Source organism: Allobosea minatitlanensis, from assembly GCF_964020775.1.
Genome location: NZ_OZ224509.1, coordinates 676,594 through 691,166 on the forward strand (window position 1 = coordinate 676,594; position 14,573 = coordinate 691,166).

The following is a 14,573-nucleotide window of genomic DNA, read 5'->3' on the forward strand; positions in this document are numbered from 1 at the left end:
TGCTGCCATGGTCGATCCGCTTCTCGTCGAGTTGTCGCGCCTCCAGTTCGCGCTGACGGCCCTCTATCACTTCCTGTTCGTGCCGCTGACGCTCGGCCTGTCCATCCTGCTCGCGATGATGGAAACCGTCTATGTCATGACCCGCCGGACGATCTGGCGCGACATGACGCAGTTCTGGGGCGTGCTGTTCGGCATCAACTTCGCGCTCGGCGTCGCCACCGGCATCACCATGGAATTCCAGTTCGGCATGAACTGGGCCTATTACTCGCATTATGTCGGCGACGTCTTCGGCGCGCCGCTGGCGATCGAGGGCCTGATGGCCTTCTTCCTCGAGGCGACCTTCGTCGGGCTGTTCTTCTTCGGCTGGGACCGGCTGTCGCCGCGCGCCCATATGATCGTGACCTGGCTGATGGCGCTCGGCACGAATTTCTCGGCGCTGTGGATCCTGGTCGCCAATGGCTGGATGCAGAACCCGGTTGGCGCCGCCTTCAACCTCGAGACGATGCGCATGGAGGTCACCGATTTCGTGGCGGTGATCTTCAACCCGGTGGCGCAGGCGAAGTTCGTCCACACCGTCTCGGCCGGCTATGTCTGCGCCGCCACCTTCGTGCTCGGCGTCTCGGGCTGGTACATGCTGCGCGGCCGGCATATCGAGCTGGCGAAGCGCTCCTTCGTCATCGCCTCGGCCTTCGGCCTCGCCTCGGCGCTGTCGGTGATCGTGCTCGGCGACGAGAGCGGCTATGCGCTGACCGACAACCAGAAGATGAAGCTCGCCGCGATCGAGGCGATGTGGGAGACGGAAGCGCCGCCGGCCTCCTTCACCGCCATCGGCATCCCCAGCCGGAGCGACCGCAAGACCCATTTCGCCATCCATATCCCCTGGGTGATGGGCCTGATCGGCACGCGCTCGGTCGACACGCCGATCCCCGGCATCGACGAATTGGTGCAGCGGGCGGAGGCGCGCATCCGCGACGGGCTGATCGCCTATGACGCGCTGGAGAAGCTGAAGGTCGACCGGGACGACGGCGTCGCCCGCGCCGCCTTCAAGGCCTCCTCGCACGATCTCGGCTACGCGCTGCTGCTGAAGCAGTTCGTCGCCGATCCGCGGCAGGCGACCGAGCAGAACATCAAGGACGCCGCCTGGTCGACCGTGCCGGGGGTGCCGTGGCTGTTCTTCGGCTTCCGCCTGATGGTGCTGTGCGGCTTCGTCCTGCTCGGCGTCTTCGCGGTCTCGCTGTGGCACACGATCCGCGAGGCGGAGGCGCCGCGCTGGCTGTTCCGCATGGCACTGCTGGCGATGCCGCTGCCCTGGATCGCGATCGAGGTCGGCTGGTTCGTCGCCGAGTTCGGCCGGCAGCCCTGGATCATCGAAGGCGTGCTGCCGACCTTCCTCGCGACCTCGGAGCTCGGCATCTACAATCTGCTGCTCACCATCGCCGGCTTCACGCTGCTCTACGGCGTGCTCGCGATCATCGAGGTCAGGCTGATGCTGGCCGCCATCCGCAAGGGGCCGGAGATCGCCGCCGTCGTCGAGGGGCTGCGGCCGGGCCGGCCGGCCCCGCGCCCCGCCGTCGCCCCGGCCGAATGACCGCAGCCCGCAAGGAATCATGACGATGATCGAATTCCTGTTTTCCTACGAGACGCTGCGGCTGATCTGGTGGGTCCTGCTCGGCGTCCTGCTCATCGGCTTCGCCGTGACCGACGGCTTCGACATGGGCGTGGGCGCGCTGCTGCCCTTCGTCGCCAGGGAGGACATCGAGCGGCGGGTGGCGATCAACACCATCGGCCCGGTCTGGGAGGGCAACCAGGTCTGGTTCATCCTGGGCGGCGGCGCGATCTTCGCCGCCTGGCCGGCGCTCTACGCGGTCAGCTTCTCCGGCTTCTACCTGGCGATGTTCCTGGTGCTGAGCGCGCTGATCCTGCGGCCCGTCGGCTTCAAATACCGCTCGAAGCGGCCCGACCCCGCCTGGCGCGCGCGCTGGGACTGGGCGCTGTTCATCGGCGGCGCCGTGCCGGCGCTGATCTTCGGCGTCGCGGTGGGCAACACCTTGCAGGGCGTGCCCTTCCACTTCACCCCGGACCTGCGGCCGATCTACGAGGGCAACCTCTTCGGCCTGCTCAACCCGGCCGCGCTCTATTGCGGGCTGGTGTCGCTGGCGATGCTGGTGATGCACGGCGCCGCCTGGCTCGCCTTCAAGGCCGACGGGCCGGTCGCGGCGCGGGCGCGCCGCTTCGGGACGCTCGCCGCCCTGCTGACGGCGGTGCTGTTCGCCGGCGGCGGGCTTCTGGTGCAGGCCGGCCTGCTCGGCGGCTACAAGGTGACCTCGCCGATCGCCTGGGACGGGCCGTCCAACCCGCTGCTCAAGACGGTGGTCGCCGATCCGGGCGCCTGGCTTGCCAATTTCCGGGCGCGGCCGCTGCTCTGGATCGTGCCGGCGCTCGGCGTCGCCGCGCCGCTCGTCGCCCTCATCGGCTTCCGGGCCCGTTGGGAGGGGCTGACCTTCCTCGCCTCCAAGCTCGGCGTCGCCATGATCGTGGCGACGGTCGGCGTGGCGATGTTCCCGGTCCTGCTGCCCTCGAGCAGCAATCCGGCCCATTCGCTCGCGGTGTTCGATGCCTCGTCGAGCCGCGCCACGCTGCGCAACATGCTGCTGGCGACCGTGGTCTTCCTGCCGCTGGTGCTGGCCTACACCGCCTGGGTCTACAGCGTGCTGTGGGGCAAGGTCACCGAAAAGAGCGTCGAGGATGCGGGCCACTCGGCCTACTGAACCCGGACAGGAGAGAACGCGCCATGTGGTATTTCGCCTGGATACTCGGCCTCGGCCTCGCCGCCTCCGTCGGCATCCTGAACGCGCTTTGGTACGAGCTGCGCACCGTGCGCGAAGAGCCGACGCACGAGGCCGTCCCGCTGCCGACGCCGTGATGGGACGGCCATGACACGCCACCCGGTCGGGAGCGGCGCATGGAACGCCGCCGGCTTCGTCCCGCGCATGGACATGGCGCGGGGCCATGCCCGGATGCTGGAAGCCTGCGAAGCGCTGGAGCGGATCGCCGACGAGCTGCCGGCCCATGTCGACCGGATGCGCTGCCTGATGCTGGCGAGCAGCCTCGTGCCGCTGATCGAGGCCTGCCACCGCTTCGAGGAGCAGTTCGTCTTCCCGGTCTTCGCCATCTCGCAGCGCAACGCCGTCATCGTGAGCCGGCTGCGCGCCGAGCATGTCCAGGATCGCTGCGCCGCCGAGGATCTGAGCGAGGCGCTGCGGGCCTATGGCGAGGGGCGGCCGATCGCGAATCCGGAGGCGTTCGGCTACATGCTGCGGGCGCTGTTCGACTCGATGCGCCGGCACATCGCCTTCGAGCAGGACTGCATCCTGACCATGCTGCCCGGGGGCGGCTGAGCGGCGCTCAGTTGCCGGCGCTGGCGGCGAGCTTGCGGATGTCGTCGAGGATGACGCGGCGGTTGTGCTCGATGCGGATGACGCCCTCGCTGCGCAGCCGCGTGAACTGCCGGCTGACGGTCTCGATGGTGAGGCCGAGGAAGTCGGCGATCTCGGCCCGCGACAGCGGCAGGTCGAAGGTGACGGCGCGCTGCTGCGGCTGCATCGTCGGGTCGATGTTGCGCGCGATCATCAGGATGAAGCTCGCGACCTTCTCCGCCGCGGTCTTGCGGCCGAGGGTTACCATCCAGTCGCGGGCCTGGTCGAGCTCCTTCAGGGTCTGCTCCAGCAGGCGGTGCTCGAGATCGGGCTGCTCCGCCATCATCCGCTCGACCGTGGCGCGCGGGAAGGAGCACAATTCGACATCGGTCGCGGCCTCGGCCGCGAGCGTGCTCTCCGTCCGGAAGGGCCGGCCGACGAAATCGGGCGCGAACTGGAGCCCGACGATCTGCTGGCGGCCGTCGGACAGCATCTTGGTCAGCTTGACCACGCCGGAGAGCACGTTGGCGTAGCTCTCGACGTTCTCGGCGTCGCCGATCAGCTCGGCGCCTTCCTCGGCCCTGCGCTTCGACGAGGCTTTGGCGAGCAGGGTGAGCTGCTCGGCGGTCAGCGCACCGCAGATCCCGCGATGGCGTGCTTCGCAGGAGGCGCAGAGGGCCGGCAAGCCGGTGGTGTGGATGTCGTCACGCAAGATGGCGCACCTTACCCTTTCGCAAGCCCGCGGCCAACTCGTGGCGCGGCCCACAATGCCGCACGAGGCAGCCTGCCGCATCGCCTTGACGGAGCGCCCTTCCTCATGCGGGAAAGGATATGTTCGGGCCGTTTTACGGGCTTCAGATTAACTGGGAGGTTATCCTGGCCGACATCATGCCGCGCCTTCGGCCGCTCAACGGGCGCATCAAGCTGCGCCATCTGGTGTCCTTCCTCGAGGTGGCGCGGCTGAGGAGCGTGGTGAAGGCCGCCGCGCTGCTCGGATTGAGCCAGCCCGCGGTCTCGAAGACCGTGCAGGAACTGGAGGACATCCTCGGCGCGACGCTGTTCGAGCCGAGCCGCCGGCCGATGGTGCTGACCGGCCCCGGGGAGGTGTTCTTCCGCTATGCCGGGGCGAGCGTGACGGCGCTGAAGCAGGGCGTCAGCATGGTCGGGCATGACGGCGGCGACTCCGCGATCGCGTTCTCGGTCGGGGCCTTGCCCACGGTTTCCGCGCATGTTCTGCCGCGCGCCCTGGCGGAGGTGGTGAGCCGCTACGGCGCGATGCGCCCGCGCATCGTGACCGGGCCGAACGACGTGCTGATGACGCAGCTCAGGCTGGGCGATCTCGACCTCGTGATCGGCCGCATGCCCGACCCGGAGACGATGCGCGGCTTCGCCTTCGAGCATCTCTATTCGGAGCGGATCGCGCTGGCGGTCCGGCCGCAGCATCCGCTGCTCGGCGCCGCCTCCTTCGACATGGCCAAGGTCGCCGATTACCAGTGGCTGCTGCCGCCGCCGGGATCGGTGATCAGCTCGACGGTGGAGCGCTATCTGCTCACCCATGCGCTGCGGCCGGCCGCCGGGGTGATCGAGACGGTGTCCGACGCCTTCGCGCGGAACTATCTGCGCCTGGGCGACGGTATCTGGTTCATCTCGGAAGGCGTCGTCGCCGAGGATGTCGGGACGGGCTGGCTCGCGGCCCTGCCGGCCGATACGGCCGATACGCTCGGCCCGGTCGGGCTGACGACGCGCAGCGACACGGTGCTGCCCCTGCCGGCGCAACTGCTCGCGGCGACGCTGCGCGAGCGCGCGCTGGACCGGGCGGCGGGAAAGGTTCCGCGCGGGTGAGGGCGACGATGGGCGGGGTTGCCCTCGCCCGCGCCGACCCTATATCGCCCGCGTGACCATGACCGACCGTTCGATGCCGCCACGCCCCTCAAGTTTTCCCGGAGTGCTGAACTCCAAGGAACTGCTCGTCGCCGAAGCGGTCCACGCCCGCGCCTGGGCGGCGCTCGGCCATGACGAGCGCCTCGCGGCGGAGCTGGAGAGCGACGCCAAGGCCCGGCTCGGGCGCATCGTGCTGCGGCTGATCGGCGAGCGGCCGGCCTCGATCACCGACCTCGCCGCCGCCGCCGTCGAGACGTTCAAGGCGACGCGCCCGCCCGGCCCCGATGCCGGGCAGGGCGGGCCGGATGCGCCGACTCAGTGAGCCGCCATGTCGAGCGGCGGCTCGACATCGTCGGTGATCGGATTGGCGAAGGGATTCTGCGCCCGGAAGGCGGCGAAGGCGTCCTTGGCCGCCGCGAGCAAAGCGGGGTCGTTCAGCACGTCCGCGGCGACGCCGGCCATTGCCTTGGCCGCGAGGGCGAGGCCCTTATGCGCGGCGGGGGCGAGGCCCTGCGCCACGAGCTGCCAGGAATGGCCGGGGGTGCCGACCGCATAGCAGGCCGTGCGGCACTGCACGGTCGGGACCACCCAGCTCACCGTGCCGACATCGGTCGAGCCGACCGAGGTGTCGCTGCCGGCGCCGAGCGGGTAGATCTCGTCGTTCAACGCCTCCCCCTGCCGAGGGGCCAGGCCCAGCCGCGCATAGGACGCGGCGATGTCCTCGGCGCTCAGCGTCTTCTGGAAGCCGGCGGCGAAGGCGTGGTCGGCGGCGTCGAAGCCGGGACCGCCGAGCGCCTGGAGATTGGCGTGCATCGCCTCCTCGAGCGGGCGGTTGCCGACGAGGTTGGCGTCGCCCGAAAGCTGCCTGGCGGCGACCTGCGTCTCGGTCATCAGCGCCGCGCCCTCGGCGATCTTCTTCACCCGGGCGACCAGATCCCACATTTCCGACAGCGTCGCGGCGCGGATGAGCTGGCGCGTCGTCGCCGTCGCCTGCACGACGTTGGGCGCGATGCCGCCGGCGTTGATGACGGCGTAGTGCACGCGCGCCGTCGACGGCATGTGCTCGCGCATGTAGTTGACGCCGATATGCATCAGCTCGACCGCATCGAGGGCGGAGCGGCCGAGATGCGGCGCGGCGGCGGCATGCGAGGCCCTGCCGGTGAAGGTGAACTCGACCTCGACGCAGGCCAGCGAGAACGGCCGGCTGACGCCGGAGAAGGAGGCCGGGTGCCAGCACAGGGCGATGTCGACATCGTCGAAGGCGCCGGCGCGGACCATGAAGCCCTTGGCCGAGCCGCCTTCCTCGGCGGGGCAGCCGTAATAGCGCACCCGGCCCTTCAGCCCGTTGGCGGCGAGATAGTCCTTGACCGCGGCGGCGGCCAGCAGCGAGGCCGCGCCCAGCATGTTGTGGCCGCAGCCATGGCCGTTGCCGCCCTTCTCGACCGGGGACGCGGCGGTGACGCCGGCCTCCTGGCTCAGGCCGGGCAGGGCGTCGTACTCGCCCATGATGGCGATGACCGGCCCGTCCTCGCCGGCTTCGCCGATCAGCGCGGTCGGCAGGCCCGCGACATTTTCGGTGATCCGGAAGCCCTCGCGCTCCAGCATGGCGCGGTGCTCGGCGGCGGAGCGCACCTCCTGATAGTTCAGCTCGGGCATGTGCCAGATGCGGTCCGACAGCGCGAAATACTCCGGGGCCTTGTCGTCGATCCGCCGCCAGACTTCCTTGCTGTTGCTGGCGTCCTTGCTGCTGCTCATGGGGGCTCCTGTCGCGCGGAATCGCGCCATCTGTATTGGCGCCAATTTTTCCCATATGGGTTGTGACGGGACAAGCCGGCCGGGCGCAGGGCGGCCGGTCCGGCGATGCATGAGGCGGCGATGGCTGGCGGCGAGGCGAAACGGGCGAGCGGGCAGGCGGGCAGCGCGAAGGCGCGCTCCGGCCGCCCCGACGCGCTCGCCAACGCGCTGGCGGGCGAGATCCAGTCCGGCGCGCTCGCTCCGGGCCAGTGGCTGAAGCAGATCGATATCGAGCAGCGTCACGGCGCCAAGCGCATGGATGTGCGCCGGGCGCTGGACCGGCTGGTCCAGAAGCGGCTCGTCGTGCACCTGCCCAATCGCGGCTACCATGTCGTCAAGCCCGACGGGCGTCTGGCGCGCGAGATCCGCGACGTGCGGGTCATCCTCGAGACCGGCGCGGTTGACGGCATCATGGCGCGTCTGCGGGATGAGGACGTCGCGGAAGCGCTGCGGCTGGCGCGCCGCTTCGAGAGCCTGCTGGGCAAGGGCACGGTGATCGACCTCCACGACGCCAATATCGCCTTCCACGGCCATCTGCTGGGCTTGTCCGGCAATCCCGAACTGACCGCGCTGGTGCAGGAGCTGCGCGGGCGCATCTCCTCGGCGGCGGCGGGGCAGTGGCAGAAGCGCAGCCGGATCGAGCAGTCGAACCGCGAGCATTTTGCCATGGTCGAGGCGCTGGCGGCCCGCGACGCCGCGGCGCTGCGCCGGCTGGTCCGGGCCCATATCCTGCAGGATGCGGCATGAGCGCGGCGCGAGCCATGAGCGCGGCGGTCCGGCCGCTGCCTGCCTCTCTCGCCCGGCCGCGGCTGTCTTCGCGCGGCCGGCTCCATAGCTTCCCATGTTTAGACTTTGTCGAATTCGGCTCAATTGCTGAAAAGACACAGGATGACGCGCGGGTCATCTGAAATCGTCTTTGGTTTTGACGTTGCCGTGGCGCCTTGCTACCTGCCGATGCAGTTCCTCTCGCTGAATTGAAATGCCATGAAGACTGTCCTTCGCCTGGGTTCGGCTTCCGCGGCCGCCGCTCTTCTGTTCTCGGCGCTCTGGCTTGGCGCGCAGCCTCTGCGCGCCCAGGAGGAGCCGGCGAGCGCTCCGGCGGCGCCTGCGCCCGCGCGCCCGGCGCCGAAGCCCGCCGCGCGCCCGGCCGCCAAGCCGGCCGCAAGCCCCGCCGCCCCGGCCGTGGCGCAGCCCGCGGCGGCTGCGGCGACGCTGCCGAACGGCGCGAGCGCGATCAACGAGACCTATGGCGACTGGACCGTCGACTGCCGCATCCTCAACGGCCAGCGCCTCTGCCTGCTGACCCAGGCGCAGGGCAACAGCCAGACCGGCCAGCGCGTCTTCGCCATCGAATTGCGCACTCCCAAGGACGGGCGGGCGGAAGGCACGATCCTGTTCCCGTTCGGCATGAAGCTGGAGAACGGCGCGGTGCTGCGGCTCGACGACAAGGATCTCGGCCAGGGCCTGCGCTTCTCGACCTGCCTGGCGCAGGGCTGCCTGCTGCCGATCTCCTTCCCGACGGTCGCGACCGATGCGATGAAGGCCGGCAAGACGCTGACGGTGGCGGCGCTCAACCTCTCCACCGGCGAGCCGGTCTCGTTCAACGTGCCGCTCAACGGCTTCGCCGCCGGGCTGGACCGGATCGGCCAGATCGACCGGTAGCCGGCACGGGACTCTCCGGGCTTTTGGCGTTTTTCTGCCATCGGGCGAAGATGTGTAGGGGAATCCGCTAAGAACGGCAGCCGCGGCGCTGAAAATTGGTTCGCCTCACCAGGGCTTCCATGCATGATCGGGAGCCTGGGGAGTTCGAGCCAAAAACCATGACCACCGATCCGCGCCTGCCGTTTCTCGCCGAGCTGGAGAAGAAGATCCTCTGGCTCGCCTCCTGGACGATCCACAACGCCAACCATATCCGCCCGAACGAGGACGGGATGAAGGTCGGCGGGCACCAGGCCTCCTCGGCCTCGCTCGCCACCATCATGACGGCGCTCTACATGGCGGCTTTGCGCCCGCAGGACCGGGTGGCGGTGAAGCCGCACGCCTCGCCGATCTTCCATGCCATCAATTATCTGATGGGGTTGCAGACCCGCGAGAAGCTGGAGAATTTCCGCGGCTACAAGGGCGCGCAGAGCTATCCCTCGCGCACCAAGGATATCGACGACGTCGATTTCTCGACCGGCTCGGTCGGCCTTGGCGTCGCGCAGACGCTGTTCTCCTCGCTGACCCAGGATTACGTGAAGGCGCATGGCTGGGCGAAGGATCGTCCCGAGGGCCGCATGGTCTCGCTGATCGGCGATGCCGAGCTCGACGAGGGCAATATCTTCGAGGCCCTGATGGAGGGCTGGAAGCACGGGCTGCGCAACACCTGGTGGATCATCGACTACAACCGCCAGTCGCTCGACGCGGTGATCCGCGAGGGGCTCTACGACCGCTTCGAGACGATGTTCCGCAATTTCGGTTGGGATGTCGTGACGCTGAAATACGGCTCGCTGCAGCAGGCGGCGTTCAAGGAGAAGGGCGGCGACAGGCTGAAGGCCTGGATCGATTCCTGCCCGAACCAGCTCTATTCGGCGCTGACCTTCCAGGGCGGCGCGGCCTGGCGCAAGCGGCTGATGGACGATCTCGGCGACCAGGGGCCGGTGACCAGGCTGATCGAGAAGCGCTCCGACGCCGAATTGTCGAAGCTGATGTGCAATCTCGGCGGCCACGATCTGCCGTCGATCCTGGAGGCCTTCGAGGCGATCGACCATGACCGGCCGGTCTGCTTCCTCGCCTATACGGTGAAGGGCTTCGGCCTGCCGATCGCCGGCCACAAGGACAACCATGCCGGGCTGATGACCAGGGAGCAGCTCGACGGCTTCCGCAAGGCCAACGGCATCCGCCCCGGCCATGAATGGGATCCGTTCGAGGGAATGGGCCTGCCCGAGGGCGAGATCCGCGCCTTCCTCGACGCCGTGCCGTTCTTCGCGGAAGGGCGCCGGCGCCTCTCCGCCGCCAAGCTGCCGGTGCCGGCCAGGCTGGAGGCCGGCATCCAGCCGACGATGTCGACGCAGATGGGCTTCGGCAAGATTCTGGACGAGCTCGCCAAGGCGGGCGGCCCGCTCGCCGACCGCATCGTCACCACGGCGCCGGACGTCACCGTCTCGACCAATCTCGGCCCCTGGGTGAACCGGCGCGGGCTCTTCGCCAAGGCCTCGATGGCCGACACCTTCAAGGACGAGCGCATTCCCTCGATGCAGAAATGGGAATTCTCGCCGAAGGGCCAGCATATCGAGCTCGGCATCGCCGAGATGAACCTGTTCATCAACCTCTCGGCGCTCGGCCTGTCGCATTCGATCTTCGGCGAGCGCTTGATCCCCATCGGCACGCTCTACGATCCCTTCATCTCGCGCGGGCTCGATGCGCTGAACTATGCCTGCTACCAGGATGCCCGCTTCATGCTGGTGGCGACGCCGTCCGGCGTGACGCTGGCGCCGGAGGGCGGGGCGCATCAGTCGATCGCGACGCCGCTGATCGGCATGAGCCAGGACGGCTTGTGCGCCTTCGAGCCCGCCTTCGTCGACGAGCTCGCCGTGATGATGCGCTGGTCCTTCGACTACATGCAGCGCGACGGCGAGGGCGACCCCGACGAGCGCGAGCTAGTGGAAAAGACCTGGCTGCGCGACGAGACCGGCGGCTCGGTCTATCTGCGCCTTTCGACCCGGCAGGTCGAGCAGCCGAGCCGGGCGATGACGCCCGAGCTGGAGCGCGAGATCATCGACGGCGCCTACTGGCTCAGGAAGCCGGGCCCGAACGCCTCGGTGGTCATCGCCTATACCGGCGCGGTGGCGCCGGAGGCGATCGAGGCCGTCGGCCTCCTCTCCGAGGACCGGCGCGATGTCGGCCTGCTCGCCATCACCTCGGCCGACCGGCTCAATGCCGGCTGGCAGGCGGCCGAGCGGGCGCGCCAGCGCGGCAACCACGCGGCGACCAGCCATATCGAGCGCCTGCTCGGCGTGCTCTCGCGCGATTGCGGCATCGTCTCGGTGCTGGACGGGCATCCGGCGACGCTGGCCTGGCTCGGCAGCGTCCATGGCCACCGGCAGAAGGCGCTCGGCGTCGAGCATTTCGGCCAGACCGGCACGGTCGCCGATCTCTACCGGCATTTCGGCATCGACGCGAACGCCATCGTCCACGCCGCCAACGCCGCCGCGCCGGGGCGGCCGGTGCGCTATCTCAAGGCGCTGCCCTGAGGTGACGCGGCGGGACGCCGTCGCTCAGAAGCGCGGCGTCTCGATGGTGTTGGCGAAGGGGTTGCTGCCGGAGCCGACGCGGCCGGGCAGGGTGCTTTCGCCATAGAGGCTGCCGGTGTTCACATAGACCGGCGCGGCGGCGAAATGCTGGCTCGCATAGTTGTTCATCGAGCCGACCGGCACGACATTGCCGGCGTCGAGATAGCTGCGCTTCTGGACGGTGATCCGCAGCGGCCCGCGGCGATTCTGGGCTTCGGCGAGGCTCGCCATGACGGTCGAGGCCGCCAGAGCGACGGCGCATGCGGCGGCAAGGCGCTTGAAAGACATCATGACAGACAACCTCCGGGAGTGGCGGCACCCACTCGATGTAAGCATCCCGATTACGCAGCGAAGCCTAATGCACGCCCGTTAACAAGATTGTTAGCGCATCGCCCGAAAAGCGGAACGCGGCCTTCGGTAAAATCACACGAAAAATCAGTGAGATAGAGTGTCGAGGCCGGTACGCCAGCGCCGGGGCCCCGCGGGCGGCTCAGCGCTTGCGGCGCGCGGCCTTGGCGCGGGCGGGGCGCGCCGGCGGCGTGGCCTTCGCCGCTTCCGCCGTCGCGGTCTTCATGCGCAGCGCCGGCACCGCGCCGTCGCCATCGAGCCAGGACGCCTTGCGGCCGGTCGCGGCGAGATGCTGCCGGGCGCAGGCGGGGTCGCGCGCGAGCTCGCTGCGGGCGAAGGCGCGGCGCAGCGCCTCGTCGTCCGCGGCGTTGACGAGGTCGAGCCGGTCGATGAGGCAGGCGAGCTGGCGCCGGTCGCTGGGCCTGCCGGCGGCGCACCACCAGCCGCTCATCGCGAAGGCCGCGCTCTCCTGCGCCGAGCGGAAGGCGAGGCAGTTGCGGCTGGTGCCGCCGTCGTCGAGGACGACATCGGCGGTTTCCAGCGTGCCGAAGCGGGTCGGGATCGCGGCCGGCGCGCTGCTGCGCGTCACCGAGAGCGCGCGCTGCGCCGCCTCGCGGACGAGGTCGATGGTGAAGGGCCGGGCGCCGCGCGCCGCCGATGGCCCGGTGCGCAGGCGCAGGGCGAGATGGGGTCCCTTCCCGGCGAAGGCGGCGAAGGTCATCACGTCCTCGCGGCGGCCGTCGGGCGCGCGCCGGGCCTCATAGGCGGGGGCGGCGCGGCCGAGTTCGGGCGCGGCGAGATCGAACAGCGCGATCGGGCGGGAAATCGGGCTCCAGTCGCCGGCGCCGAGGCTCGCCGGACGGGCGGCGGACCGCGCGGCCGGCGGCGAAGCGGCATCCTCCGATAGGGGAGCGGAGGCGAGGCTGGCCAATTGCGGCGGGGCCTCGTCCTTGGCCGAGAGCCCGGTGACCAGGGCCGCGGTCATGCCGAGTCCGGCCAGGGCGGCGAGCCCGCGCCAGAGCAGGGCGCCCGGCAGGCCGAGCCCGCGGCGTGGGACGAGCCGGCCCAGGCCTCGCCACAAGGCGCGCGCCTGGCGTTCGCCGTGATCGGCGGCGGAGATCAGGGCGGGGACGATGTCGATGCGCGCGAGACGCCGCGCCGCGCTTCGGCATGCCGCGCCGGCCAAGGCGAGCCAGGGCCGCAGCCGCTCCAGCCCCGCCCGCATGCTCCCCGACGCCGAACCCGATCCCGAACGCAACCCGTCACTCCCGCGCGGCGGCATCGCCGCGCCTCTCTGCAAAACTGCCCGGAGCCTGCCGCGGGAGGGTGGCCCGGAGGTTACCGGGCGGCGGGTTTCGCCCGGCAGCATGAACAGCGGGTCAAGAAGCAGGGTTAATGGAGCGCGCCGCCGGAACGGCGGAACGGGTAGGGAATTGACTTTTTGTCGCCGCCGGTGTTCTGACAGCGCACGGCGCAGTCTCGCGCCGCTTTGCGAAGTTTGCAGCCCTTCGGGATTGGTTCCGTGACTGTCGGCCTGACGACGAAACACACGACCAAAACGACGACCGGGAAAGCCGGTCCGTCGCGCTGACGCTTCGCCTCGGTTCCGGGTCCATCTCCCCCCGGCGGGGGCAGATCGCCGAACCCGCCCGAGACAGGACGGGGGCGGCTCCCAAAGGGAGATCCGAACCGATCTATCCGCAAAGGATCACATCAATGAGCTTCAAGGTCGCAGTGGTCGGGGCTACCGGCAATGTGGGCCGCGAGATGCTGGACATCCTCGCCGAGCGCGCCTTCCCCGTCGGCGAGGTGGTGGCGCTGGCCTCGTCCCGCTCGGTCGGCACCGAGGTCTCCTTCGGCGACAAGACGCTGAAGGTGAGGGCGCTCGAGCATCACGACTTTTCCGACACCGACATCTGCCTGATGTCGGCGGGCGGCGAGATCTCGAAGGAATGGTCGCCCAAGATCGGCGCGCAGGGCTGCGTCGTGATCGACAATTCCTCGGCCTGGCGGACCCATCCCGACGTGCCGCTGATCGTGCCGGAGGTGAATGCCGCGGCCGCCGCCGGCTTCGGCAAGATGAACATCATCGCCAACCCGAACTGCTCGACCGCCCAGCTCGTCGTGGCGCTGAAGCCGCTGCATGACCGCTTCGGCATCAAGCGCGTCGTCGTCTCGACCTATCAGTCGGTCTCCGGCGCCGGCAAGGAGGGCATGGACGAGCTGTTCAACCAGACCCGCGCGGTCTTCTCGGCCGGCGAGATCCAGACCAAGAAGTTCCCGAAGCGGATCTCCTTCAACCTCATCCCGCAGATCGACGTCTTCATGGAGGACGGCTTCACCAAGGAAGAGTGGAAGATGGTGGTCGAGACCAAGAAGATCCTCGACCCGAAGATCAAGCTGACCGCGACCTGCGTGCGCGTGCCGGTCTTCATCGGCCATTCGGAAGCGGTCAACATCGAGTGCGAGAAGCCGATCACCGCCGATGAGGCGCGCGAGGTGCTGCGCAGCGCGCCCGGCATCCTCGTCATCGACAAGCACGAGCCCGGCGGCTACATCACCCCGCACGAGGCGGCCGGCGAGGACGCCACCTATATCTCGCGCATCCGCGAGGACGCCACGGTCGAGAACGGCCTCGCCTTCTGGTGCGTCTCGGACAATCTGCGCAAGGGCGCGGCGCTCAACACCGTCCAGATCGCCGAGGTCCTGGTCAACCGCAAGCTGATCCAGCCGCGCAAGCAGGCCGCCTGAGCGGCACGCCCCGGCTTCGCTCTGCCGAGAGGCAGGCTTCGGCCCGCCTTTTTCGTCGGGCAGGAACCGGGTCGCGCCCGAGCGGCGCATGAGCCGTGCATGAGCCGTGCAT

At 69.4% G+C, this 14,573-nt stretch carries 14 protein-coding genes; 10 read left to right on the top strand and 4 right to left on the bottom strand.

All coding sequences use genetic code 11. The annotated features are described in order from the left end of the window. The first annotated feature begins 7 nt into the window (after positions 1–7). The 4 genes from ACWH43_RS03135 to ACWH43_RS03150 are packed head-to-tail and all read left to right on the top strand — an operon-like array spanning position 8 to position 3,398. Entirely contained in the window at positions 8–1,588 is a 1,581-nt protein-coding gene (locus ACWH43_RS03135) for a cytochrome ubiquinol oxidase subunit I (RefSeq protein ID WP_158446435.1), read from the top strand. Between the two features lie 25 nt (positions 1,589–1,613). Next, complete coding sequence (gene cydB / locus ACWH43_RS03140) at positions 1,614–2,768, top strand: cytochrome d ubiquinol oxidase subunit II (protein WP_158446457.1); 1,155 nt, start codon at positions 1,614–1,616, stop codon at positions 2,766–2,768. A gap of 23 nt (positions 2,769–2,791) precedes the next feature. Further along, positions 2,792–2,923 carry a cytochrome bd-I oxidase subunit CydX gene (cydX, locus tag ACWH43_RS03145; RefSeq protein WP_158446436.1) on the top strand — a complete coding sequence of 44 codons (132 nt, stop codon included), beginning with the start codon at positions 2,792–2,794 and terminating at the stop codon, positions 2,921–2,923. Positions 2,924–2,933: 10 nt separating this feature from the next. Continuing rightward, positions 2,934–3,398 carry a hemerythrin domain-containing protein gene (locus ACWH43_RS03150; protein WP_260349784.1) on the top strand — a complete coding sequence of 155 codons (465 nt, stop codon included), beginning with the start codon at positions 2,934–2,936 and terminating at the stop codon, positions 3,396–3,398. A gap of 7 nt (positions 3,399–3,405) precedes the next feature. Here the strand turns inward: ACWH43_RS03150 and ACWH43_RS03155 are convergent, their stop codons facing one another. Continuing rightward, positions 3,406–4,128 (bottom strand): Crp/Fnr family transcriptional regulator, encoded by a 723-nt coding sequence (locus ACWH43_RS03155; protein WP_311734893.1) that lies wholly within the window; start codon positions 4,126–4,128, stop codon positions 3,406–3,408. A 119-nt stretch (positions 4,129–4,247) separates the two neighbouring features. On the opposite strand from ACWH43_RS03155, the gene pcaQ reads away from it, so the two are divergent. Both pcaQ and ACWH43_RS03165 read left to right on the top strand, forming a co-directional pair. Beyond that, positions 4,248–5,258: a pca operon transcription factor PcaQ gene (pcaQ, locus tag ACWH43_RS03160; protein WP_311734894.1), complete on the top strand. Its 1,011-nt coding sequence runs from the start codon at positions 4,248–4,250 to the stop codon at positions 5,256–5,258. A gap of 58 nt (positions 5,259–5,316) precedes the next feature. Then, positions 5,317–5,619: a hypothetical protein gene (locus ACWH43_RS03165; RefSeq protein ID WP_158446438.1), complete on the top strand. Its 303-nt coding sequence runs from the start codon at positions 5,317–5,319 to the stop codon at positions 5,617–5,619. Here ACWH43_RS03165 and ACWH43_RS03170 read toward each other — a convergent pair. Continuing rightward, positions 5,613–7,052: an amidohydrolase gene (locus ACWH43_RS03170; protein ID WP_158446439.1), complete on the bottom strand. Its 1,440-nt coding sequence runs from the start codon at positions 7,050–7,052 to the stop codon at positions 5,613–5,615. The two genes, ACWH43_RS03165 and ACWH43_RS03170, sit on opposite strands and share 7 nt — an antisense overlap. Positions 7,053–7,172: 120 nt before the next feature. Here ACWH43_RS03170 and ACWH43_RS03175 point away from each other — a divergent pair, with 120 nt between their 5' ends. The 3 genes from ACWH43_RS03175 to ACWH43_RS03185 all read left to right on the top strand — a co-directional run bounded on the left by ACWH43_RS03175 (position 7,173) and on the right by ACWH43_RS03185 (position 11,323). Further along, positions 7,173–7,838, top strand: a complete 666-nt coding sequence (locus ACWH43_RS03175) for a GntR family transcriptional regulator (protein WP_158446440.1) — start codon at positions 7,173–7,175, stop codon at positions 7,836–7,838. 237 nt (positions 7,839–8,075) lie between these two features. Next, positions 8,076–8,753 carry an invasion associated locus B family protein gene (locus ACWH43_RS03180; protein ID WP_260349732.1) on the top strand — a complete coding sequence of 226 codons (678 nt, stop codon included), beginning with the start codon at positions 8,076–8,078 and terminating at the stop codon, positions 8,751–8,753. A 158-nt stretch (positions 8,754–8,911) separates the two neighbouring features. After that, complete coding sequence (locus ACWH43_RS03185) at positions 8,912–11,323, top strand: transketolase-like TK C-terminal-containing protein (RefSeq protein WP_158446441.1); 2,412 nt, start codon at positions 8,912–8,914, stop codon at positions 11,321–11,323. Positions 11,324–11,347: 24 nt separating this feature from the next. Here the strand turns inward: ACWH43_RS03185 and ACWH43_RS03190 are convergent, their stop codons facing one another. Both ACWH43_RS03190 and ACWH43_RS03195 read right to left on the bottom strand, forming a co-directional pair. Then, positions 11,348–11,653, bottom strand: coding sequence for a hypothetical protein (locus ACWH43_RS03190; RefSeq protein WP_158446442.1), 306 nt, complete (start codon positions 11,651–11,653; stop codon positions 11,348–11,350). A gap of 199 nt (positions 11,654–11,852) precedes the next feature. Continuing rightward, on the bottom strand, positions 11,853–12,935 hold the full coding sequence (locus tag ACWH43_RS03195) for a hypothetical protein (RefSeq protein WP_158446443.1): 1,083 nt from the start codon (positions 12,933–12,935) through the stop codon (positions 11,853–11,855). 491 nt (positions 12,936–13,426) lie between these two features. Here ACWH43_RS03195 and ACWH43_RS03200 point away from each other — a divergent pair, with 491 nt between their 5' ends. Further along, the gene (locus ACWH43_RS03200; protein WP_158446444.1) at positions 13,427–14,461 is read left to right on the top strand and encodes an aspartate-semialdehyde dehydrogenase; all 1,035 of its coding nucleotides are present in this window, start codon (positions 13,427–13,429) and stop codon (positions 14,459–14,461) included. Positions 14,462–14,573: the final 112 nt, after the last annotated feature.